The organism is Acinetobacter amyesii (genome assembly GCF_002018365.1).
GTDB lineage: Bacteria > Pseudomonadota > Gammaproteobacteria > Pseudomonadales > Moraxellaceae > Acinetobacter > Acinetobacter amyesii.
Map to the genome: position 1 here is coordinate 107102 of NZ_MVKX01000003.1, position 22004 is coordinate 129105.

Sequence of the window (22004 nt, forward strand, 5' to 3'; positions counted from 1 at the left end):
CGAATGATTGATATTTATCTCAATAAATATCTCATCAAATTAAATACTTTCATTGTTTAGAACATATGCTGATACACATCAGCTTTCAATACTTGTTGTGTTTGCGCTTTGCTGAGATAAATATCCAGTTGTTTACTCTCTTTGACAATTTCATCTGTACGGTAATGCAAACCGACACCTTCTTGATCAAAGAACCAATCTGCTTGGCCCCAATAGAGTTTTTTCGGTGCCGATTTTTTGACATCTACCTCTTGTTCATCTAACCATTTGCTATAGGCTTGCTGCACAATAGCATCCATATTTTGCTGTTGCTTTGCATCAATAATATCTAAGGGTTTAAGATTCTTTTTCGCACGGCGGTCTGCCACAAAAAAATAATAACGCTCTTTGACCGTGATATTTTCCTGTTTGGTATCGACACCGATTTGCAGCAACACATATTGATTCCGTTGATATGGAACCCGTGTGTACATGGCCAATTCATAGGCTTTATTGGTTTTAAACTCTGCCTGCCAAGCATCTGATTTTTTCACATACGCATCGACGGCTTGTTGGAGATTCATATTTTGCTTTAATGCAATTTGATCTTGTACGACGCTGGCTTGATTCTTTTCAATCCAGCCATTCAACCATGTATCTACGGTCTGAATGGTTTGTATCTCTAAATCAATACAACTTTTATTTTCACAAAACGGTTTGGCAATTTTTGCCGCTTGCTCTTGGATATTTAAATAGGGCAAAACATCTGGATTGATTACGGTCGCTTCAGAAGCGCCATCATCGGCCGGCTTTGTCGCTTTGTTTTCTTTTCCTGAATCACATGCACTGAGCAGCAAAACACTCCCCAAAAGTGCAAAAACTGTAGCATCCTTGAATATTTTCATGATGTCCTAAACGACCAAATGATTGCGTAATGTATGGATTTAAAAACTCTACCACAAAATAAAACAGCTTCACGAAGAAGCTGTTTTATTTCTGTAAAAGAACAACTTAGTGTTCACGTGTATTACGGAACACGATATCCGGATAACGTTCTTGCATTAACTGTAAATTCACACGACTTGGTGCAAGATAAGTTAAATGACCACCGCCATCGACAGACAATTGGTCATGTGCTTTTTTCTTAAATTCGTTGAATTTTTTCTCGTCATCACAAGATACCCAACGTACGGTATTGATACTTACAGGCTCGTAAATACAATCAACTTTGTATTCTTCTTTCAGACGATAAGCCACGACTTCAAACTGAAGTACACCCACAGCACCCACGATTAAGTCGTTACTGTTTTGCGGCATAAAGACCTGAGTTGCACCTTCTTCTGAAAGCTCTTTTAAGCCTTTTTGTAGCTGTTTTGACTTCAATGGATCTTTTAAACGCACGCGACGGAACATTTCAGGGGCGAAGTGCGGAATACCGGTAAAGTGTAAATCTTCACCCGAAGTGAAGGTATCACCGATCTGAATCGTACCATGGTTATGCAAACCGATAATGTCACCCGGCCATGCTTCTTCAAGATGTTGACGGTCACCGGCAAGGAACGTTAAAGCATCACTAATACGCACATCTTTACCTAGACGCACATGTTTCATTTTTAAGCCTTTTTCATACTTACCTGAACAGATACGCATGAATGCAATACGGTCACGGTGTTTTGGATCCATATTGGCTTGAATTTTAAAGACGAAACCTGTGAAGCCTTCTTCAGTCGCTTCAACTTTACGGTCCTGAGTCGGATGTGCTTTAGGTTCAGGCGCATATTGACTAAATGCATCCAGAACATGGTCCACACCAAAGTTACCGAGTGCCGTACCAAACAAGACTGGCGTTTGACGGCCTGCCAAAAATTCATCACGGTCTAAAGGTTCATTGGCCATTTGAACCAGTTCCAACGACTCTTCAAATGCAGCCCAAGCTAGATCGCCAACTTTTTCACGCAAATCTGCATAGTCATAACCATCACGGACTTCAATATCCGTAATGGTTGAACCGAAACCTGCCTTATAAACGTAGAATTTTTCTTCGAGTAGGTTAAATACACCGGCAAAGTCACGACCTGTACCTAGTGGCCAAGTAATCGGAACACATTTAATTTTTAAAACGTTTTCGATTTCATCAAGCAGTTCTAATGGCTCACGAATTTCACGGTCCATTTTGTTGACGAATGAAATAATCGGCGTGTCGCGCATACGACACACTTCCATCAATTTGATCGTACGATCTTCGACACCTTTTGCACCATCAATCACCATAAGCGCAGAGTCAACAGCGGTTAATGTACGGTAAGTATCTTCAGAAAAGTCTTCATGCCCTGGGGTGTCGAGCAAGTTAATCATCTTGTCTTTAAACGGGAACTGCATAACCGAGGTGGTGATCGAAATCCCACGTTCTTTTTCCATTTCCATCCAGTCAGACGTTGCCGCACGATCAGATTTACGGCTTTTTACCATACCTGCAACCTGAATCGCCTGTCCCCATAACAACAGTTTTTCTGTCATTGTGGTTTTACCGGCATCGGGGTGGGAAATAATAGCGAAAGTACGTCGCTGAGCGACCTGTGTCGCTAATTCTTCTTTAAAACTCATGAAAGACACCTACTGCAAAACTCGCAGTGCAAAAGATCAGATCTGATCAATATGGAAAATTGGCGATATTGTATCAGATTGACCATTAAAAATAATCAACCACATTGGGTTGAGTCAAAATCTTAGCGTGGCGTGTCTTGATGTTTTACATTGGATGACGACCTGTTTTTATCGACGATATAGCACATTTCATTTTCTTTTTTCTCACTCATTGGCAATCAGATAGACCACAAATGACTTTATTCAACTTTCATTTTCATGCTTTCTTCAAGCTGTGCCACTGGCATCGGCATGCCCAACAAATATCCTTGCAACTGTTGGCAACCTAAACGTTTTAAAATTTCTGCTTGTTGTTCTGTCTCTACACCTTCTGCAGTGACCGTTAAACCCAGTCGAATTGCCAAGTGAATAATACTTTCTAAAATAATTTCTTCTTTAGAACCGACGCTCAAATTACGGATAAATTCACGGTCAATTTTCAGTTCATCTACAGGTAGTTCTTTTAAATACAAGAAACTTGAATGTCCCGTTCCAAAGTCATCAATCGCAACTTTAATCCCCATCTGTCTCAAATGTTCAAAAGTCACGATACTGGCATCGATATGATGCATCGCTGTTGACTCGGTAATTTCAATAATTAAGTTTGACGGGTTAATTTCATAACGTGCAAAAAGCGACTCTAAGGTACTAAATAAATGTTTATGCTCAAACTGAATGGCTGATAAATTGACCGCAATTGGATACAGCGGCATATTCAGCTTTTCCCAGTGCTGAATTTGCTTACAGGCTTCTTCAAGTGCCCAATAGCCCATGGCAATAATCAGTCCAGTTTTTTCAGCGCCATTAATGAACTTATTTGGCGTCAACATACCTAGAGTTGGATGATTCCAACGAATTAAGGCCTCTACCCCACAAATTTCACGATCAGCGGCATTAAATTTTGGCTGATAAAATAAGATAAACTGTTGCTCTTCTACTGCTTTATACAAATCATTGATCAGTTTCGTCTGACTTTTTTCTTCAAATTGGTCGGCGGTATAATTAAAAAACGAATAGGTATTACGCCCCTGATACTTCGAACTCAGCATTGCAGTGTCTGCATTAATCAGCAGATCTTGCAAGTTCGCACCATGTTCAGGGTACATCGCAATACCAATACTGCCTGAAATATTGATTTCCTTGCCTGCAATCAAGAAGCTTTCTTGCATCAATTCCAATATTTTTTCAGACATTGCTGTGGCAGAGTCATTGCTTGCCGACTCGAGCACAATCAGAAATTCATCGCCACCGATTCGTAGCAATTTGGCTTGATCATCAATTAAACGATGAATGCGCGTAGCAATTTGAATCAGTAGTTGATCACCAACATGGTGTCCAAACACATCATTGACCGCTTTAAAACGGTCAATATCAATATAAATAAAAGCAATTTTATCTTGTCTTAAACGATGCTCTGTAAATAGGAAATGTGCATATTCAGCCAAAAATAATCGATTAGGTAAACGGGTCAAATTGTCCTGTACTGCTTGATTGGCCAGTTCTCGATTTGCGCGCATCAACTGCAAACTGCGATGCTCTAAACGTTGCTCAAGTACTGCAACGCTAAAGGCTGCCATCAACAATAAACTGGTGACAAATAAGACAATAAACAGCAATAAATTGTGGTTAATTTGAGCCGCAACCAATACATCCATCGAGTTTAGCGGTACAAAATCAACAGCCGCCATACCAATATAATGCATAGCCACAATGCTAAAAGTCAGCATGACTGCAACAAAGGCATTCATGATGTTACGTTTAGACGAATACTTATTTTTAAATGTCAGCCAAAATGCTAAACCTGAACCACAGATCGCGACCAAAATTGAACAGATAACAATTAAAGGTTCGTATCGTTGTTCATAGCCCTGAACGGCTAAACTCAGCATGCCGGTATAATGCATGCCGGAAATGCCAAGGCCCATTAACACGGAGCCTAAAATTAAACGCGGAAAAGGCAAGGTCGGACGAGTGGTCAGCCACACTGCAAAAGTGGACGCAACAAAGGCGATAAAATATGAAGTTAGGGTCAGACTGGTATCAAAACTATGATTTGAAGGCAAATGGCTGGCCATCATGCCTACAAAATGCATGCACCAGATCGCAGCACCTAAAATTGCGCCGCTGAATAATAAAATGACATTTTCATATCTTGGTCGCGTTCCACGAAACAACATTTGTTCGAGTGAAACAGCTAAGTAACAACTTAATAATGCAACTACGATTGAACCAACGACCAGATTGTAATCATAATGAATATGGGTCATATCAAGCGTTCCGCTTAGGTTATCGTGGCACTTTCTTTAACCGAACTACCCAATCTATCTCTTCCCTTTAACTTGTTACGTTTTCAATTACTTACTTATTTTCCCTTAGAATCTATTAGTCTACGATAATGGTCAAGTCTTTCTTTCAAGATTTTAAGCAACTGATTATTTTAAAAAAAGAAAGCTTGATGAAGTTCACTAAAACTTAAACTTTTGATAAAAATTGCATCAGGTCTTTTTTATTTTAGAACAGTTTCTAATTATAATAAAATGAATAAGTTAGAATTATTTCTAGATTGCTTTCTCGATTTAAAGTTAACTCTACTCTACGCACAAAAAATAGCGAGCCGTAGCTCGCTATTTTTCAATGGGTAAATTCATCTTTTCTGTCAAAAACTCAAGCAATCAGCTCAATGTTTTATGGATGAGTGGCTTACTTTTTGGCTGCTGTTGCAGGCGTTGCACCTTGTAATTTGGCATAGTCCATCAGAACGTTTGCTGCTTCCGTCACAAAGACTTCTTCTTCAGGCAGTGCTGGACGCTGGTTCGCCTTCATTTTTGCACGTGCCTCCACCAATGCATCCATAGACGCTTGGTAGCTTTCCCAATTGGCATAAGGTTTTTGACCCACCACTTTACGACGTTGATTTTCAGCATCCAAAGACTTTTGTTCTAGCGCCAATAGCTCGGCTTTACGCTTCGCTAAGTCAAGCACCACACGCTTTTGCTCTTCCGTTTTTTTCGCAATCGCAGTACGTTGCTCTAAATATTTAAATTGAGGATCAATCGTGACACGTTGCTGAGATGACTTAATCAAATCGGGAACATAGCCTTGAATTGAGCCTTCACGTTTAAACGGTGCGGTCGGAATGGTGTCCCACTGTAAAGCATTTTTTGCTTTACGCTCACCAAACTCTTCATTGTAAATATCAACCAACTTAATATCAGGCACGACCCCTTTATTCTGGGTACTACCGCCAGTCACGCGGTAGAATTTACGTTGCGTTAAGGTTGCTTGACCATAGGCTAAAGAGTCAAGTTGTACCTGTGCAGTGCCTTTACCCGTTGTGGTACTACCAATCACCACACCACGCTCATAGTCTTGAATCGCAGCAGAATAAATTTCACTCGCAGATGCCGAAGCCAAGTTAATCAATACTGCCAATGGGCCTGCATAAGTTTGCGCACCACCATCATCATCTTCAAACACGCTGACATTGCCATTACCATCACGGATTTGCACCACTGGACCTGATTTAATCACTTGTCCAAGCATACGCGCCACTTCTTCAAGTGAGCCACCTGGGTTGTTACGCAAATCAATGATGATGCCTTCAACATTTTGCGCATCTAATGTTTTTAAGGCTTTATTGGTATCTTCTGACACAGAGCGGTAGTCTGTACCTGCACGACGGGCACGATAGTTCAAGTAAAACGATGGAATTTCAATCACACCAAACTTATGTTTTTTGCCATCACGTTCAATTTCAACGGTACGTGAACGCACGCCCGCATCTTCTTCTTGAATTACATCACGCACAATAGTGACATTTCGCGCTTGATTCATGGACGCACCAGCACCCAATAAACGTAGAGTCACTTTGGTGCCACGTTTACCACGAATCAGTCCGACAATTTCATTGCTCGGCCAACCGATCACATCCACCATTTTGTCGCCATCTTGAGCAACACCAACGATACGATCACCTGACTTGACTTGTCCTGATTTGCTGGCTGGCCCACCTTCTACAATCGTTTCAATTTTAGTGTAGTCTTCGTTGCCACGTTCAGGACGAATCGACACCCCAATCCCTTCCAATTGCAGCGTGGTTTGACGGTTCAATTCCATCGCATCTACAGGTGGGAAATAATTACTGTGCGGATCATACGTCAGCATCATAGCATTCAGAGTTTTATCAAGCACATCATCACTTTTTAAACGACTAATCCGCTCTAACTGACGTGTATAACGCTTAGTTAAGGTCTGTTCAGGAGTTAAATCTTCAGGACCAGTTAAATCTTGACCATTTGCCAGCGCAGGATCATCTTTCAACGCTTTCTGTTTGGCTTTCTCTTCTTCTTTGCTGATGGTTAAATTGATCAGCTGAGAGACCAACATTTTATTCCAATGCGCACGCTGTTCTTCTGTCGATTTAAAGAATGGCGCTTTTTCACGATCGGTTTCGATGTAGCTATTCGGTTGATTTAAATTCTGTGGCTTTTTCAGCTCTTCCAACATATAGGTGTAGAACTGTTTTAGGCGCTCACGATATTGCGCATGAATGGCATACGGCCCTGTTAAATTGCCTGCTTTGAGGTTTGCACCAAAAGTTGAACCATAACGTTTTTTATAATTTTCAATATCCGATGCCAAGAACAACGTATGTTCAGCGTCTAAACTATCAATATAAAAATCTAAAATACGGTTAGATGTATTGGCATCTAAACGCTGATTTAAATAGTGTTGACGGTCTACCAATGTTGCAAGCTGACGTGAGACCAAGGCTTGCTCTTGTGTGGGCTGAATGGTACCCGCGCTCACTGCTTCTGTATTATTGGCAGCAATTGCGTCATTCACCACATGAGTGAAAAAGAATCCACCTGTCGCAATCGCAACGGCACAAGCTAATGTTTGAAGTTTCATAAATAATTTGTACTTCCTTGGTATTAAGACCAATATTACCGTGTTGGTTTTCGACCTGAATTGAATAGATTCAAAATCTTAAACAACTTAATATGTTTATGTCGTGTAGTTTTATCATATTCTCTGCTGACAAAGTGTAGCAAATCATTGCAGAATTCAGGTATTGTTTTTCCTTAAAAATTCCAACACGGACACCGAATATGATTGGCGCATTAATGCTCGACATTGCTGGCACAGAACTTACCCAAGAAGATATTGAACTATTACAGGCACCACAAGTTGGCGGCATGATTTTATTTGGTCGCAACATTGAATCTCCTGAACAAGTTCGTGCCCTGACCGACCATATGCGTCAAATCCGTCCTGATATTTTAATTGCCGTCGATCAGGAAGGTGGTCGTGTACAACGCTTAAAGCAAGGCTTCACACTGCTGCCGGCTATGGGTAAGTTTGGAGAACTTTACTTAACTGAACCTGAAAAAGCAGTTGAACTGGCTGAACAATGTGGCTGGTTGATGGCGGCTGAAGTCCTTGCGGTCGGGATCGATTTCAGTTTTGCACCAGTGCTTGATTTAAATGATGTTAGTGATGTGATTGGTGACCGTGGTTTTGCCAAAAATATGCAAGACATCATTCCATTAGCAAGTGCCTTCCTAAAAGGCATGAAACGTGCGGGGATGGCATCTACAGGTAAGCATTTCCCAGGCCATGGCTCGGTGAAAGCAGACTCACATGTTGCTGCTGCCATTGACCATCGTAGTTATGAAGAAATCTACCAAAAAGACATGCAAAGTTTTATTCAACTGCAACCACAGCTTGATGCCTTAATGCCTGCGCATGTGATTTATGAAAATATCGATCCTAACCCTGCTGGATTTTCACCGTATTGGATTCAGAAAGTCTTACGTCAAGAGCTCCAATTTGATGGCGTTTTATTCTCCGATGATTTAAGCATGCAAGCCGCTTGTGTCGCTGGCGGCGCAGATGCTCGTATCCAAGCAGCATTAAATGCAGGTTGTGATATGGGCCTTGTGTGTAATAACCGTGAATCTGCATGCATTGCGCTTGATGGCATTCAAAACTTGGCTCTCCCAAATCAAGAACGCCTAGAACGTATGCGCGGAAATATCCCACAAATTGAAATTGGGCAAAGCATTGAACTCGGGGCGGACTGGCAAAACGTGCGTAACCGTATTGTGGATTTTAAAAATCAATATTGCTAATCCACAACCTTTAAAATCATAAAAAGGAGCACGACAAGGTGCTCCTTTTTGATTTATGATGAAGTCAAAATAAGTGCTTCGGCGCTATACAAAAATTGCCAATAAAAACAACATTAGGTCAGGACGACATGACACAAAGTTTATCGGAACATCGACACATTTCCTTTACTGCACATTACACCGGCTATATTTGGTACAGCATGGGGATTTCGCATCCCGTTTTTGCCACACGTAAAGGCAAATTTTTAGCACGTTTAGTCCACCCCTTAGAAAGCTGGGCAGAAAAGAATGTGGGCGGTAGCATGCGCTCGACACTCAAACAGCGTCATGCCATGATCGATCAACATTTAGATCAACTCATTACTCAACATCCACAGTTACAAGTCCTTGAAATTGCTTGTGGCCTCTCCCCGCGCGGTTGGAATTTTCGCACCAAGCATCCTGAAATTGACTATCGTGAACTCGACTTGCCGGATATGGCAAAAATCAAAACACAAGCACTCAAACAGATTGACCCGCATGCTCCTGAGGTCTTAACTGGCGACATTTTCACTCAAGATTTTGAACGTATTTTTCAGAGTTTTGACCCTAAACGTCCTTTGGTGGTGATTAGCGAAGGGCTGATTAATTATTTTGATCAAACCCTACTCAATAAATTATTGCAAGGGATCACCGAATATGGCGCCTCGTTTCAGGAATTGCATTATCTGACCGACATCTATCCAGAACCCGTCAAGAACCGTTTAGCACGTTTTATTTGGGCCAGTAGTAAATTACTCAAAGTCATGTCTCGCAGCGCTTTTACTTTCCATTTTCAATCCCCTGCTGAATTACAGCAGTTTTTCAGTCATACAGGATTTGAAGAAGTAGACGTCGTTCAGCCGGCCTTATACTTTCCACAACAGCATCTAGATCAAGTGATTCCATTTCACGATGCAGAGCAGCACTGTGGAGATTTGGTTTGGATGGTCCATGCCAAAACGAAAAAACAGCGCTAAAGCGCTGTTTTTTTTATATGTTCATGTTTTAACTTACAGCTTCTAATATCAACACATCTTCTTTTTGGCGTTGTACAAAGCGCAATAAACGCTCCGCCAACTCAAAACTACCATGCTTAAACAAAGCACGAACCTGCGTATCTACAACGTCAAAGATGAGACATTCAATTTTAAACTCACCTTCGTCATCTTCTAGATGTAATGCCAAATCCCGTGGATATGCGTGCATGTAGTCCAACATGTCAGCCTGTACATTCAATAACACGCCGAAATAATTTAAATCCATAATTTGAGTATCAACCACGAGGTCTGAATGGCGATGAGATAAATGCGTGAATGGCTGTTGTACACTCACCCGCGCCTCGCCACGGCGTTCGATATTTTGCATTTGCTCTCGGCTCATTGGAATGATCCCGTCCAACTGCTGAATAGACTCACCGCGTAGATAAGTTGCAAACAAATTCATGGTTTCCTTACGGCGTTGCAACTGCGGTAAATGATCCGCATTGGCAATCATGGCAAATTGCATATTCGGACATTGCAAGGCAAAACCTGCATTTTCATGCGGTAAAGTAAAACTGTCGTACTGCCCGCAAGACACCAATACATCACACTGTGGAATCGGCACGTCTTGCAAACGCAGCAAACGATTACAGTTAATGTCATAACGCTCTTGTTCGGTATTGGTGAATTCAGCCATTTGTCTAAAGAACAAACGCTTTGCTGTCGGTGACATCCGCGTCACATCAAGTTTGGCATGATTGACCAAATATAAAATCACCGCTTGGCCAAATTCATCCATGCGCTGTTCTTTCATCAAGTGCAAGGATTCTTCAAGCAACATGCGCCAGCTCTTGCGCGTTTTTTGCATCACGCCCATTAAAATCATGCGATCAATCAATTCAGGACGTTGATCGGCCAGACCTGCTGCCACCACTGAACCTAGTGACATCCCCATCACGGATACTTTTTCTAGTCCCACAATATCCAACCAAACGCCTAACATCTGCGCCAAATCACCCAACTCTAAAGTCCCTGCTGACACAGCAGTATCGACATTGGTAATTTGCTGGTTTGAGCCCATGGATGGTAAATCGATTAAAATAATAGGGCCTGCCGCAAATAATTGTTCGACACAATATTTGTAGGAATTAAAGTTTTGAAATGCCCCACCAATAATAACAATCGGGGTGCGATGAATCGTTTCAGGTTGTGCAATGGCCATATATTCGACCTTCCAGCCATCAATCCATGTCGTTCTGGCAGGCTGTTTAAAGCTTTGCTTGTCATACAGATCGAAAAAACTGTAATGCGTACTTTCCTGTACGGTGGGATCCATTTGGATAATGGAATTCATATTCCTTTCCTCCATTCCTGCCTTATTTTTATTGTCAGGAATTCATTTAGAGACTCTGCTCGACTTAGCGTCCTGCTCTTTAATCGTTATTTGTACGACTTCAATGTCGCTATTGTTTCATTCTATACAGAGGTTCATTTTACAAGCAACTGATATCCCCGCCGCTTATCTACTTTTGTTCTAAAAACAATTTCAAAATGTTAATTCTGGTCAGCATCTGCAGTCGAATGTGCACTTAAGTGCTTCATTGTTCAGTCACAGGCTGTTAATATCGAGTTGAAATTTCTAAGTGATCAAACCGCTATGCAAGAGTCTATTGAACAATACATGCAAACGGTAGGACAGCAAGCACGCACAGCATCACGTGTGCTCGCAGGGGCTTCTACCCAGACTAAAAATAATGCCTTATCAGCAATTTATACTGCTTTACAAAACAGTGAAACTGCAATTTTGGCAGCTAACCAAGTGGATATGACCAAAGCGCATAACAACAACTTGGATAGTGCTCTACTTGATCGCTTAGAACTTACCCCCACACGCTTTAAAGGCATGCTTCAAGGTCTAAAAGATGTAATCGCACTGACTGACCCAATTGGCGAAATTACCGATATGGCCTTTCGTCCGACAGGTATTCAGCTGGGCAAAATGCGCGTGCCGCTAGGTGTTGTCGGCATGATTTACGAATCTCGCCCAAATGTCACCCTTGAAGCCGCATCTTTAGCGCTTAAATCAGGTAATGCGATTATTTTACGTGGTGGTTCTGAAGCTTTGGAATCTAACCAAGCAATTGCGGCAGCGATTCAACATGGCTTAACTGCCGCTGGCGTGCCTGAGCATGCCGTTCAAGTGCTTAATACCCCAGACCGTGCTGCGGTTGGCCAATTAATTACCATGCCTGAATATGTCGATGTGATCGTACCTCGTGGTGGCAAAGGCCTAATTGAACGTATCACCAATGAAGCACGTGTGCCTGTTATCAAACATCTTGATGGTAACTGCCATGTTTTTGTGGAAGCTCAGGCTGATTTGCAAAAAGCATTACCTATTGCGCTTAATGCCAAAACACACCGTTATGGCGTATGTAATGCCATGGAAACCTTGCTTGTCGATGAAAATGTCGCTGAAGAGTTTTTACCACGCATTGCTGAACTTTATGCTGAGAAAAAAGTTGAACTGCGTGGCTGCGCTGAAACGCAGCGCATTTTGGGTGAGTCGATTGTTCCTGCAACTGAGGAAGATTGGTACACCGAATATTTAGGCCCGATTTTGGCAGTGAAAGTCGTTACAGGCTTAGATGAAGCGATTGAGCACATCAACAAATATGGCTCACACCATACCGACTCAATCATTACCGAAAACTTTAGTTTGGCTCGTCAGTTCTTGGCGCGTGTAGATTCGAGTTCAGTGATGATTAATGCCTCAACGCGTTTTGCGGATGGTTTTGAATATGGTCTTGGTGCTGAGATCGGTATTTCAACCGATAAAATCCATGCACGCGGACCAGTCGGCCTAGAAGGTCTGACTTCTCAAAAATGGATTGTATTTGGTGATGGTCAAATTCGCCAATAACACCCAATAAGACAATGAAAGCTGTGCTTTTCTGATTAAAGGCACAGCTTTTTTTATGGCGATTTAAAAAACTAGACCCAGGGTTCACATATTGAAATATAAGCCTGCAAACACACAGGATATAGAATCGAAAACAGATTTTTTGACAATTAAATGCTTAAGAAGAATAAGAAAAGTTCAATTTACCTGCTTTTTTGCAACAATTTGAGGATTACAGCGCAGCAACCGCATGTTATGTTCTATGTATATCTCTTAAATCGTATAAATTTTGAGGATTATTTTATTAATAAATGAAAACTATGAACTGATAAATTTTAATTATTATTGTGCTCAGGGTCGATAGTGCTTAAGTCTAATCTCCTAAAGTCTATCTAGGACGATAAAAAAACCCATGATAAAACATCATCACAGATCTAAATTGCATCAATCAATACAACTGCAATCAGATCAACATTATGGATAAGTATTTCAATTAGAATTCGGGTATTTAAACGTGTCTACATCAGTATTAGTAATTAACTGCGGATCTTCTTCTATCAAATATGCGTTAGTTTCTGAGCGCCGTGAAGATCGTATTTTTGGTCTGGCCGAGAATCTAGGTTCTGCTGATGCACGTATTAAAGGGGTCACTACGGGTGGTGCTGCGCTTGAGCTGTCTATTCCACATGCTGACCATGAAAAAGCCCTCGAAACTATTTTAGAGCGTTTGGCTCACCATAATCCTCAAGCGATTGGTCACCGCGTTGTTCACGGCGGTACATTAACCAAAGCTGAGCTATTAACACCAGAAATTATTGAACGTATTCGTGAAGCAACTCCGCTTGCTCCATTGCATAACCCGGCTCACTTGGTGGGGATCGAAGCAACCATGCGTTTGTTCCCTGAACTTCCGCAAGTAGCCGTATTTGATACAGCATTCCACCAAACGATGCCGTCTCATGCATACCGCTATGCATTACCAAAATTCTTGTACACACAGCATAACGTACGTCGTTATGGCTTCCACGGTACTAGCCATGCCTACGTATCTGAGCGTGGCTCAATGTTGGCAGGCAGCTTTAAACAAGGTGGCTGGTTAACTGCTCATTTAGGCAATGGTAGCTCGACTTGTGCGATTTGGAATGGTCAATCTGTAGATACGTCAATGGGTCTAACACCACTTGAAGGTGTGGTCATGGGCACACGTAGTGGTGATGTCGACCCAAGTATTCACAGCTTCCTTGCAAGCAACTTAGGTTGGGATATCTACAAAATCGACAAAATGCTGAACAGCCAATCAGGCCTACTCGGTTTGTCTGATCTATCAAATGACATGCGCACATTGATCGAAGCATCAGAACAAGGCAACGAAGATGCCGCACTTGCCATTGAAGTATTCTGCTACCGTTTAGCAAAATCTTTGGCGGGTCTCAGCTGTGGTCTACCACGTATTGACGGTTTATTCTTTACGGGTGGTATTGGTGAAAATTCTGCCTACATTCGTGAAAAAACGGTTTCATACTTACCGCACTTTGGTTTCAACCTTAGTAAAGAATTAAATGACAACTTAAAACGCGGTACTGAAGGTCGTATTGACCACGGTACTGGCCCACAAATTTGGGTTGTTCCAACCGATGAAGAAGGCCGTATTGCCAAAGAAACTGAGCATGTTGTAGACGAGGTGACAGCGTCTGCTACAAAAAAGCCTGATGCTGAAGCTGCGATTGCATAAGCAATCGCATCAGCCCCTTCGCCTTCAATATTAATTTTTAGCTTTAATTTAGACACCGTATGAAAACAATTTTACTCGTGCCAACTGGGGAAGGTGTAGGTTTAACATCTGCATGCTTAGGTTTAATTTATGCTTTGGAATGCCAAGGGGTCAAAGCAGGTTTTCTGAAACCATTTTCACAAGAAAATGTCGCAGATACTGTAGACCGCACAACGGCTCTTTATCGTCATTTATTTAATAATGAAACGGTAGAACCCATTCACCATGCCACCATCGTGAAACAAATCAGTCATGATGAAAGTGATGAACTGCTCGAAGAAGCGGTTCGTTTGCACCGTGAAATTGCAAAAAAGCATGACCTAATTATTGTTGAAGGCTTGGTTCCAAACAGCCGAGATAACTTTGCCTCAGAACTGAATGCAACTTTAGCAAAAGCACTCGATGCCAAAGTAATTATTGTCAGTACAGCAGATATTCTAAATGCCACGAAAACGGCTGAGAAAATTGACAGCTCTCTACGCCAATTCGGTGGTGCTGCATCTGAACGTACTGCGGGCGTTTTGTTTATGCGCACACGTGGCTTGCCAGAAGAGTCTGCGCAAATTCCTGTCACGCTTGATCCAAATCTACGTTTAATCAGTGATACCAATAAATTTGTGCTTGAATTACAACAAAGTAATCCGCAAATTGGTTCTGCACAGCTACCTGTTATTGGTCTCGTTCCATTTAGTAATACGCTCAGTGTACCGCGCATGTCTGACTTGGCGACGCATATTCAAGCAGAATGGATCAACCAAGGCGATGCTGCTCATCGCCGTGTACTACATAGCAGCTTAGTTGCATCTAATATTGAACATGAACTTCACAAATTTGTGGCAGGCGAACTGATTATCAGCGCCTCTGACCGTATTGATGTGTTGTTGGCTTCTAGCCTTGCAAGTAGCAATGGTATTCCACTTGCCGGTTTAGTTTTGACTGAACATCATCAACCGAACCCACAAGTTTTAGATTTCTGCCAAACCGCGATTAAGCAAGGCTTACCGATTTTACATACGCCTTTAAGCACTTTTGAAACGGCACAACAACTTTCAAACTTAGGCAATGAAATTCCTGTCGATGACGTAGAACGTGCAGAACAAGTGACCCGCTTTGTTTCAAGCCACATCAATGCTGAATGGATTACTGAAGTATTAAATGGTTCGTATCAACCACGTTTGTCCCCTTCTGCATTCCGTCATGAATTGGTACAAAAGTCTATTGCTGCGAAAAAACGAATTGTTCTACCTGAAGGTGACGAACCACGGACCATCCAAGCGGCTGCCATTTGTCAATCACGTGGCATTGCACACTGTATTTTATTGGCAAAACCTGAAGCCGTGATTGAAGTTGCAAAAGCTCGTAACATCGAACTTCCACATGATTTGGAAATCATTGATCCTGATCTGATTCGTGAAAACTATGTGCCGAAAATGGTTGAGCTGCGTAAAGGCAAACTCAATGATCTACAAGCACGTGAACAGCTACAAGACACTGTGGTTTTAGGTACCATGATGCTTGCACTCGATCAAGTGGATGGCTTAGTCTCAGGCGCAGTACATACTACGGCGAATACCGTACGTCCTGCTTTTCAATTGATTAAGACTGCACCTGATTATTCATTGGTTTCTTCAGTATTCTTTATGCTGTTACCAGATGAAGTCTATGTATATGGTGATTGTGCCATTAATCCAGATCCAAATGCAGAACAGCTTGCAGAGATTGCGATTCAATCTGCAGATTCAGCGAAAGCTTTTGGTATTGATCCACGCATTGCGATGATTTCGTATTCAACAGGTACTTCTGGTGCAGGTGCAGATGTCGAGAAAGTGGCTGAAGCAACTCGCATTGCCAAAGAACGCCGTCCAGATTTACTGATTGATGGCCCGCTTCAATACGATGCTGCATCGGTAGAAAGTGTAGGACGCTCTAAAGCACCTGACTCTAAAGTGGCTGGTCGTGCCAATGTGTTTATTTTCCCTGACTTAAATACAGGTAATACAACCTATAAAGCAGTTCAACGTTCTGCAAATGTAGTCAGTGTTGGCCCAATGCTGCAAGGTTTAAACAAGCCTGTAAATGACTTGTCTCGTGGCGCATTGGTCGATGACATCGTATTTACCATTGCATTAACGGCAATCCAATCCGAACAGCAAGAAGCTTAATTTTAGTTTCGAGTTCTAAACCACCCTTTCGAAAGATTGGGTGGTTTTTTAGTCCCATTTCGCCGCATTTCATTCTTTTTAATATTACGATAATTTTCATCTTATTAACTCTTGTCATCTTAGAGTCAATATTATTGCTTATGGTATGAGCGCTTTTTTAATTATTCAAAAACTTAGCTATATCATGACAAACTTAAAATTTTATACTCAATGTGCCATCTCAACATTAATATTGGTTTGCTTAAGCGCACACTCTATGGCCGCAGATTCATATCTAACACCTGACTCAGCTCCAAATAGTCTTGAGATATTATCTACTCCTCCACAAGCCTATACTGGAGATTTCATTCGTGATCAAAGTATTTTTAAACAATCTCAATATTTGAAAAATACGGCTCGCTGGCAGCAAGCACAAATTGATGCTGATGTTTCAAATGCACATTTAGGGCGACCTTTTTCATCTGCATTTGGCGTAGAAATTAATGAGAAAAATACACCTATTTTATTTGAAATTTTAAGAAAGATTAAACTTGATAGTAGATACTCTACTCAAACTGCAAAAAAGAAATATAGCCGTGAACGTCCATATGGCTATTTTAATGTCAGCACTTGTACCCCTGAAGAAGAAAATGAAAAAAATCAATATGTTTCTTATCCTTCTGGACATACAACTATCGGTTGGACATATGCATTAGTCTTAGCAGAGTTACGTCCTGAGCGTCAAAGTCAAATTCTTAAACGTGGTATTGAATTTGGTCAAAGCCGTGTCGTATGTAATATGCACTGGCAAAGCGATGTCGATGCAGGTCGCATAATGGGTGCAGCACAATATGCTCAACTTCAAGCGGACCCTGCATTTAATGCTGATATGCAAAAAGCAAAACTCGAATTACATAGGTTACTTCAAAACGCAAATTAGACTCATAGAGTAAAATTGTTCTATAAAAAATCCCACCAAACAATAAGGTGGGATTTTTATCTAATTATAAAAATAATCCGAGGTTAAGTTTTTTAAATATAGGGAGATTAATTGCTATATCTTCTGTAATAACAGTAATCAAAATCATTTTATATCCGCTTTAACTCAGGTTTACCATATGCGACTTCAAAACTTGCTACGGTTGTCATTTTTCCACCTGGTTTTTCAACAAAATCCAGAACCTTTAAGTCTGTACGCATATAGTCTTTAAAAAAGTCTAAGGTCTGGTAACCGCGTTGATCGTTGATAAATTTAATGTGTGGATTCAACTTCAGCACATCTTCCTGCCCTGGACGGGTTGGCTGACCATTGCCGGTAGAAGTTATCGATGTGGTTAAAAATTCGGTTGCAATCGATGGGCTCTTATAATCATTCAAATCACTTGGGATATTCGCTGCAAAATATTGATGCAAATCTCCTGATAAAATTACCGTATTGCCATGAGGTGCATTTTCTTTGATAGATTCAATCAATCGCTCACGTGCATAAGGATAACCATTCCACGTATCTTTGCCAAAATAAGCCTTACCTGATTTGTTATAGCGCACCCAAGGCATCACCTGAATTTGCTGCGCCAATACATTCCAACGCTTATCGTGGCGCATTTGCTTCACCAACCATTGCTCTTGCGCTTTACCAAGAACCTGCTCATTTCGGCTATTCTCCGTACGGCAATAATCCATTTTATCAAACCCATCTTCTAACTGAGCTTTGGTGCATAAAATTGGAGAACGGTACTGGCGTGTATCCAAAATATTCATACGCAACATTTTCCCATAATCTAAAGTGCGGTAAGCAAGGATATCTGGGCCATTCGGCTTCTGTTTTAAGCGCACAGGCATATACTCGTACCACGCTTGAAACGCCGCTGCGCGGCGCAGTAAAAATATGTCTTTCTTCTCGCCTTTTTCTTCAATATCTGCTGCCCAGTTGTTATCAACTTCATGATCATCAAAGGTCATTGCAAAAGGTGCAGAGGCATGTGCAGCTTGTAAATCAGGATCCGCACGATACTGTGCATAACGAATACGATATTGCAGTAAAGTTTGAATTTCAGGACCAATATGTTGACGTGCAGGAATTGAAACTCTTAGATCTCCAATTGCACGTCCCCCGCCTTTACCCTCTGGTCCTTCATAAATATAGTCACCATAATGGAAAACTAAATCTATCTCGTTCTCTTTGCTCAAGTAATCATAAGCCGTGTAATAGCCTGTTTCATAATGCTGACAACCTACTACAGCAACTCGAACTCGTTCTGGCATTTGATGTGCTGCTGGCGCGGATTTTGCTGTACCAACAGAACTTTCATAACCAGCCAATCTAAATCGATAATAATAACGTGTCATCGGTGCTAAACTGGTTACCTCCACATGCACTGTGTGATGTAAGTCAGGATGTGCCTGCGCCTTCCCAGTTTGCACAATTTTTTTAAATTCAATATCTGTAGCAATATCCCAATCTACTTCAACTGCTTCATTGGGCATGCCGCCATCTACAGACAGTGGATAAGGTGCAATACGTGTCCAAATCACAAAACCATCTGGCCAAGGTTCACCTGAAGCAACGCCTAATTGAAACGGGCTAATCGGAAATTTGACATTTGCCCAGCTGCTTACTGGACTAAGTCCAGAAAATAACGCTAAAGACCCAACCCCCATCAACCCCTTTAAGAATTGACGACGATTCGAATTAAAATGATTCATTTTTATTTCTCTATAAACTTTTTAATAAATTAATCTGATCAGTTTTGGATTAGAAAATTGGCATGGTGTAGGTCAAGTAGATACGGCTTTGTTCCTGCTTTGTTCCTGTACTTTTTTTGAATTTTCCGTATTGAGCGGTAAAACCTAAATTTTTGAATTTCCCTTCTGGCACTTTATAACGCAAGGTATAATCAATTTCAGACTCAGTTGCACAGCCACACTTACCAAAATCACGTCCTTGTACTTTCAGGAACGAAACATTTAGGCCTTTCAAGTATTGATCATTAAAGTCATATCGATAGCCATACCATGTGGACTTTTCACCTGCATTAGTAAAGTTCTGCAGCAAACGATTAGTTGGCAAATAAATGAACGTACCATCCGCACCATTATCTAAACTGCCCTGATTCATATGCAGAAAATCGCCATCATCACCAATTTTTTGCGCGCCGAATTGCAGCTGATGATTTTTAAATTTGTATTTGAAGTCCACACTGGCTGTCTGGTTATCTACTTTCGTGCCGTAGCCTTTTTCACCACGCTCATTAGCTCCAGTCGCTTGAGTATCAAATAAACGTAAGTCTGTATTAAAACTTTGATTTTCACTGAATGGAAATTTGTGTTTCACACCGACAAATTGTTGTACATAAAAATCATCCAGCTCACCTGCATAATACTGCAGCGTTAAATTTTTATTGGGCTTCCAGTCCGCACCGCCAAATATAAAACCGTCACTGGTTTCTGTTGCGCCTTTTATAGAAAGCTTTGAAGCATCTCGTGATGCACGTGGAATTGCTTTGGTGACATAACCTCCAGTTAAAGTCAGCCCTTTCACATCTTTAGAAGTGACTTGACCACCTAAATAGGCAGATTCGAGCAAGCGAGCAAAGCTTCGACTCAAAATGGGTAAATTAGGGCGTAACTCCCCGACTTTTACATCAGTTTTCTGATAGCGCGCTTTTAAAGTGGGATATGCACGTGTCCAATAATTTGTTGGACTACCATCACCCTCTAGAGGAAACATCAATGAATTTTTGGCTTTATCTTTGCTTCCGTCTAAACGTATACCTGCTGCCACAGTCGCATCTAAGCCAAAACCGACTTGACCTTCCGTAAAGCCAGACTGATAACTCAATTCAATACCTTGCCCCCAGACTGTCGAATCTTTATCGTTAGGCTCTTGATCTTGATCAAAATAATAATTTTTAAAGTCTATTTCTGCTTTACTATCTTTAATAAATTCTGCTTGTGCTTCTTGCATTGTAAGCATTGGGGTGAAAGCCATACAGCAAATGAGTGCTTTGTAATTCAATGTCTAACCTCTTTGGTCCTTGAGAAATACTGCAATAACCTAAAGACTCTGTATGACAATACACTTGCAATCACATGACAATTACATGAAAAATATAATTTTTGTTAAATTTAAATATTTGATTATTTATAAATTAATTCTAATAAAACTTTAAATGCACCACATAATTTTTAAAAAAACAGTTTTAACGATGCAAAATATCAATAAGTTAATCCTATTTAAATAATTCTTAACATTCCATCTTTTGGCTATTTAATCCGAAGTTTGAATTATCTAAATCCTTCTCAGTTACCCTTACGAAACCAAGCTTAGTATAAAATTGAAAAGCGCGTAAATGACCCCATGAAACTCGTAGCACAATTTTTTCAAACCCTTGAGAAATGGCATATTGCTTAATTTTAGTAATCATCTGCTCAGCAATACTTCGGGAATAAAATTTTGCTCTTACCCACATTGCCACTACATTAAATTCATTCTGTTCATCCACAATACCACCAACCATGCCAATAGCGTCTTCAACATCAAATGCTAGTAGATAGTGACATGGTGTTCTCTGTGCCGCTCTATCTTGCCATTCTGAATCACTATGAGTTTTAGTTTTTTCATATGTTACTTTAAATGCATCAGGACTGTCCTGTAATGCCTTGAGCCGTAAATTTTTCAATGTCTTCCAATCTGACTCTAAAGTTGGACGTACAGTAACAGAGCTCATTTTTATTTTATCCCTCAAATAATTCCTTCAAAATTTAGCGTTTATAATTAAAGTCTTGTAAAAAATTGAAAGCGCTAGCGATCGACGATGATTATCACTCTGACGCAAACTGATGCAAAGACTAAAAATTAGCTATTACTCATGATTAGATTTGAAGATTTGAGGATTTGAAGATTTGAAGATTTGAAGATTTGAAGATTTGAAGATTTGAAGATTTGAAGATTTGAAGATTTGAAGATTTGAAGATTTGAAGAAGAATATTATTTTTTATAAAATTTAAAGCAGAAAAAAAAGAAGATAAAGCTTTAGGCTTGATCTTCTTGTTGACCGTAGAACCAAGTTGCTGCGATAAACAGAGAAAAACCAATAACTGACAACACTGGAGTAACCATATATTTCACACTCTAACTTTGATGACGTCATTATGTAAAAGTTTTATGACAGTTATATGACAAATATGAAATATTCAAAAATAATAAATATTATTTAATTTCAAAATCTTAGAAACTAAAACAAATATTCTCCTCTAGTTATGTGACAAATATTTCATAAAATATAACAGTTAAAACGTCATTTTCAGGCCATTTATGACAGCGAAACATGGCACTGTTTAAGCCTATTAAACTTTCGGCCAAAGATTAAGCGAAATACCCACACAACTGTGTTTTTGTCTTATAATTTAGCCCGCTAGCTATCAGCCCGC

At 40.6% G+C, this 22004-nt stretch carries 14 protein-coding genes; 6 read left to right on the forward strand and 8 right to left on the reverse strand.

All coding sequences use genetic code 11. The features are described from left to right. Positions 1 to 56: 56 nt before the first annotated feature. The 4 genes from B1202_RS05855 to B1202_RS05870 form a co-directional block, all read right to left on the reverse strand. Positions 57 to 884 carry a hypothetical protein gene (locus B1202_RS05855; protein WP_078189645.1) on the reverse strand — a complete coding sequence of 276 codons (828 nt, stop codon included), beginning with the start codon at positions 882 to 884 and terminating at the stop codon, positions 57 to 59. A gap of 106 nt (positions 885 to 990) precedes the next feature. Beyond that, entirely contained in the window at positions 991 to 2583 is a 1593-nt protein-coding gene (locus B1202_RS05860) for a peptide chain release factor 3 (RefSeq protein WP_078189646.1), read from the reverse strand. A gap of 239 nt (positions 2584 to 2822) precedes the next feature. Then, a complete protein-coding gene (locus B1202_RS05865; protein ID WP_078189647.1) occupies positions 2823 to 4889 on the reverse strand; it encodes an EAL domain-containing protein in 2067 nt (688 codons plus the stop codon). A gap of 433 nt (positions 4890 to 5322) precedes the next feature. Further along, complete coding sequence (locus B1202_RS05870) at positions 5323 to 7533, reverse strand: carboxy terminal-processing peptidase (RefSeq protein WP_078189648.1); 2211 nt, start codon at positions 7531 to 7533, stop codon at positions 5323 to 5325. 200 nt (positions 7534 to 7733) lie between these two features. Here B1202_RS05870 and nagZ point away from each other — a divergent pair, with 200 nt between their 5' ends. Further along, entirely contained in the window at positions 7734 to 8756 is a 1023-nt protein-coding gene (nagZ, locus tag B1202_RS05875; protein ID WP_078189649.1) for a beta-N-acetylhexosaminidase, read from the forward strand. 128 nt (positions 8757 to 8884) lie between these two features. Beyond that, the gene (locus B1202_RS05880) at positions 8885 to 9754 is read left to right on the forward strand and encodes a class I SAM-dependent methyltransferase (protein ID WP_078189650.1); all 870 of its coding nucleotides are present in this window, start codon (positions 8885 to 8887) and stop codon (positions 9752 to 9754) included. 28 nt (positions 9755 to 9782) lie between these two features. Here the strand turns inward: B1202_RS05880 and B1202_RS05885 are convergent, their stop codons facing one another. Next, entirely contained in the window at positions 9783 to 11111 is a 1329-nt protein-coding gene (locus B1202_RS05885; RefSeq protein ID WP_078189651.1) for an alpha/beta fold hydrolase, read from the reverse strand. A 303-nt stretch (positions 11112 to 11414) separates the two neighbouring features. Here B1202_RS05885 and B1202_RS05890 point away from each other — a divergent pair, with 303 nt between their 5' ends. The 4 genes from B1202_RS05890 (at position 11415) to B1202_RS05905 (ending at position 17511) form a co-directional block, all read left to right on the forward strand. Further along, the gene (locus B1202_RS05890) at positions 11415 to 12680 is read left to right on the forward strand and encodes a glutamate-5-semialdehyde dehydrogenase (protein ID WP_078189652.1); all 1266 of its coding nucleotides are present in this window, start codon (positions 11415 to 11417) and stop codon (positions 12678 to 12680) included. Positions 12681 to 13173: 493 nt separating this feature from the next. After that, positions 13174 to 14391: an acetate/propionate family kinase gene (locus B1202_RS05895; RefSeq protein ID WP_078189653.1), complete on the forward strand. Its 1218-nt coding sequence runs from the start codon at positions 13174 to 13176 to the stop codon at positions 14389 to 14391. A 59-nt stretch (positions 14392 to 14450) separates the two neighbouring features. Beyond that, positions 14451 to 16592: a phosphate acetyltransferase gene (gene pta / locus B1202_RS05900; protein ID WP_078189654.1), complete on the forward strand. Its 2142-nt coding sequence runs from the start codon at positions 14451 to 14453 to the stop codon at positions 16590 to 16592. A 256-nt stretch (positions 16593 to 16848) separates the two neighbouring features. Continuing rightward, the gene (locus B1202_RS05905) at positions 16849 to 17511 is read left to right on the forward strand and encodes an acid phosphatase (RefSeq protein ID WP_171262602.1); all 663 of its coding nucleotides are present in this window, start codon (positions 16849 to 16851) and stop codon (positions 17509 to 17511) included. A 149-nt stretch (positions 17512 to 17660) separates the two neighbouring features. Here the strand turns inward: B1202_RS05905 and B1202_RS05910 are convergent, their stop codons facing one another. The 3 genes from B1202_RS05910 to B1202_RS05920 form a co-directional block, all read right to left on the reverse strand. Next, a complete protein-coding gene (locus tag B1202_RS05910) occupies positions 17661 to 19277 on the reverse strand; it encodes an alkaline phosphatase D family protein (protein ID WP_078189656.1) in 1617 nt (538 codons plus the stop codon). 49 nt (positions 19278 to 19326) lie between these two features. Next, entirely contained in the window at positions 19327 to 20547 is a 1221-nt protein-coding gene (locus B1202_RS05915) for an OprD family outer membrane porin (RefSeq protein WP_171262603.1), read from the reverse strand. Between the two features lie 271 nt (positions 20548 to 20818). Beyond that, entirely contained in the window at positions 20819 to 21301 is a 483-nt protein-coding gene (locus tag B1202_RS05920) for a GNAT family N-acetyltransferase (protein ID WP_078189658.1), read from the reverse strand. Positions 21302 to 22004 lie beyond the last annotated feature (703 nt).

Coding starts and splice junctions, on each gene's coding strand:
- B1202_RS05920 (WP_078189658.1), bottom strand. CDS start 21,301: ATGAGCTCTGTTACTGTACGTCCAACTTTAGAGTCAGATTGGAAGACA.
- B1202_RS05890 (WP_078189652.1), top strand. CDS start 11,415: ATGCAAGAGTCTATTGAACAATACATGCAAACGGTAGGACAGCAAGCA.
- B1202_RS05855 (WP_078189645.1), bottom strand. CDS start 884: ATGAAAATATTCAAGGATGCTACAGTTTTTGCACTTTTGGGGAGTGTT.
- B1202_RS05885 (WP_078189651.1), bottom strand. CDS start 11,111: ATGAATTCCATTATCCAAATGGATCCCACCGTACAGGAAAGTACGCAT.
- B1202_RS05915 (WP_171262603.1), bottom strand. CDS start 20,547: ATGCTTACAATGCAAGAAGCACAAGCAGAATTTATTAAAGATAGTAAA.
- B1202_RS05880 (WP_078189650.1), top strand. CDS start 8,885: ATGACACAAAGTTTATCGGAACATCGACACATTTCCTTTACTGCACAT.
- pta (WP_078189654.1), top strand. CDS start 14,451: ATGAAAACAATTTTACTCGTGCCAACTGGGGAAGGTGTAGGTTTAACA.
- B1202_RS05865 (WP_078189647.1), bottom strand. CDS start 4,889: ATGACCCATATTCATTATGATTACAATCTGGTCGTTGGTTCAATCGTA.
- B1202_RS05910 (WP_078189656.1), bottom strand. CDS start 19,277: ATGAATCATTTTAATTCGAATCGTCGTCAATTCTTAAAGGGGTTGATG.
- B1202_RS05860 (WP_078189646.1), bottom strand. CDS start 2,583: ATGAGTTTTAAAGAAGAATTAGCGACACAGGTCGCTCAGCGACGTACT.
- B1202_RS05870 (WP_078189648.1), bottom strand. CDS start 7,533: ATGAAACTTCAAACATTAGCTTGTGCCGTTGCGATTGCGACAGGTGGA.
- B1202_RS05905 (WP_171262602.1), top strand. CDS start 16,849: ATGGCCGCAGATTCATATCTAACACCTGACTCAGCTCCAAATAGTCTT.
- nagZ (WP_078189649.1), top strand. CDS start 7,734: ATGATTGGCGCATTAATGCTCGACATTGCTGGCACAGAACTTACCCAA.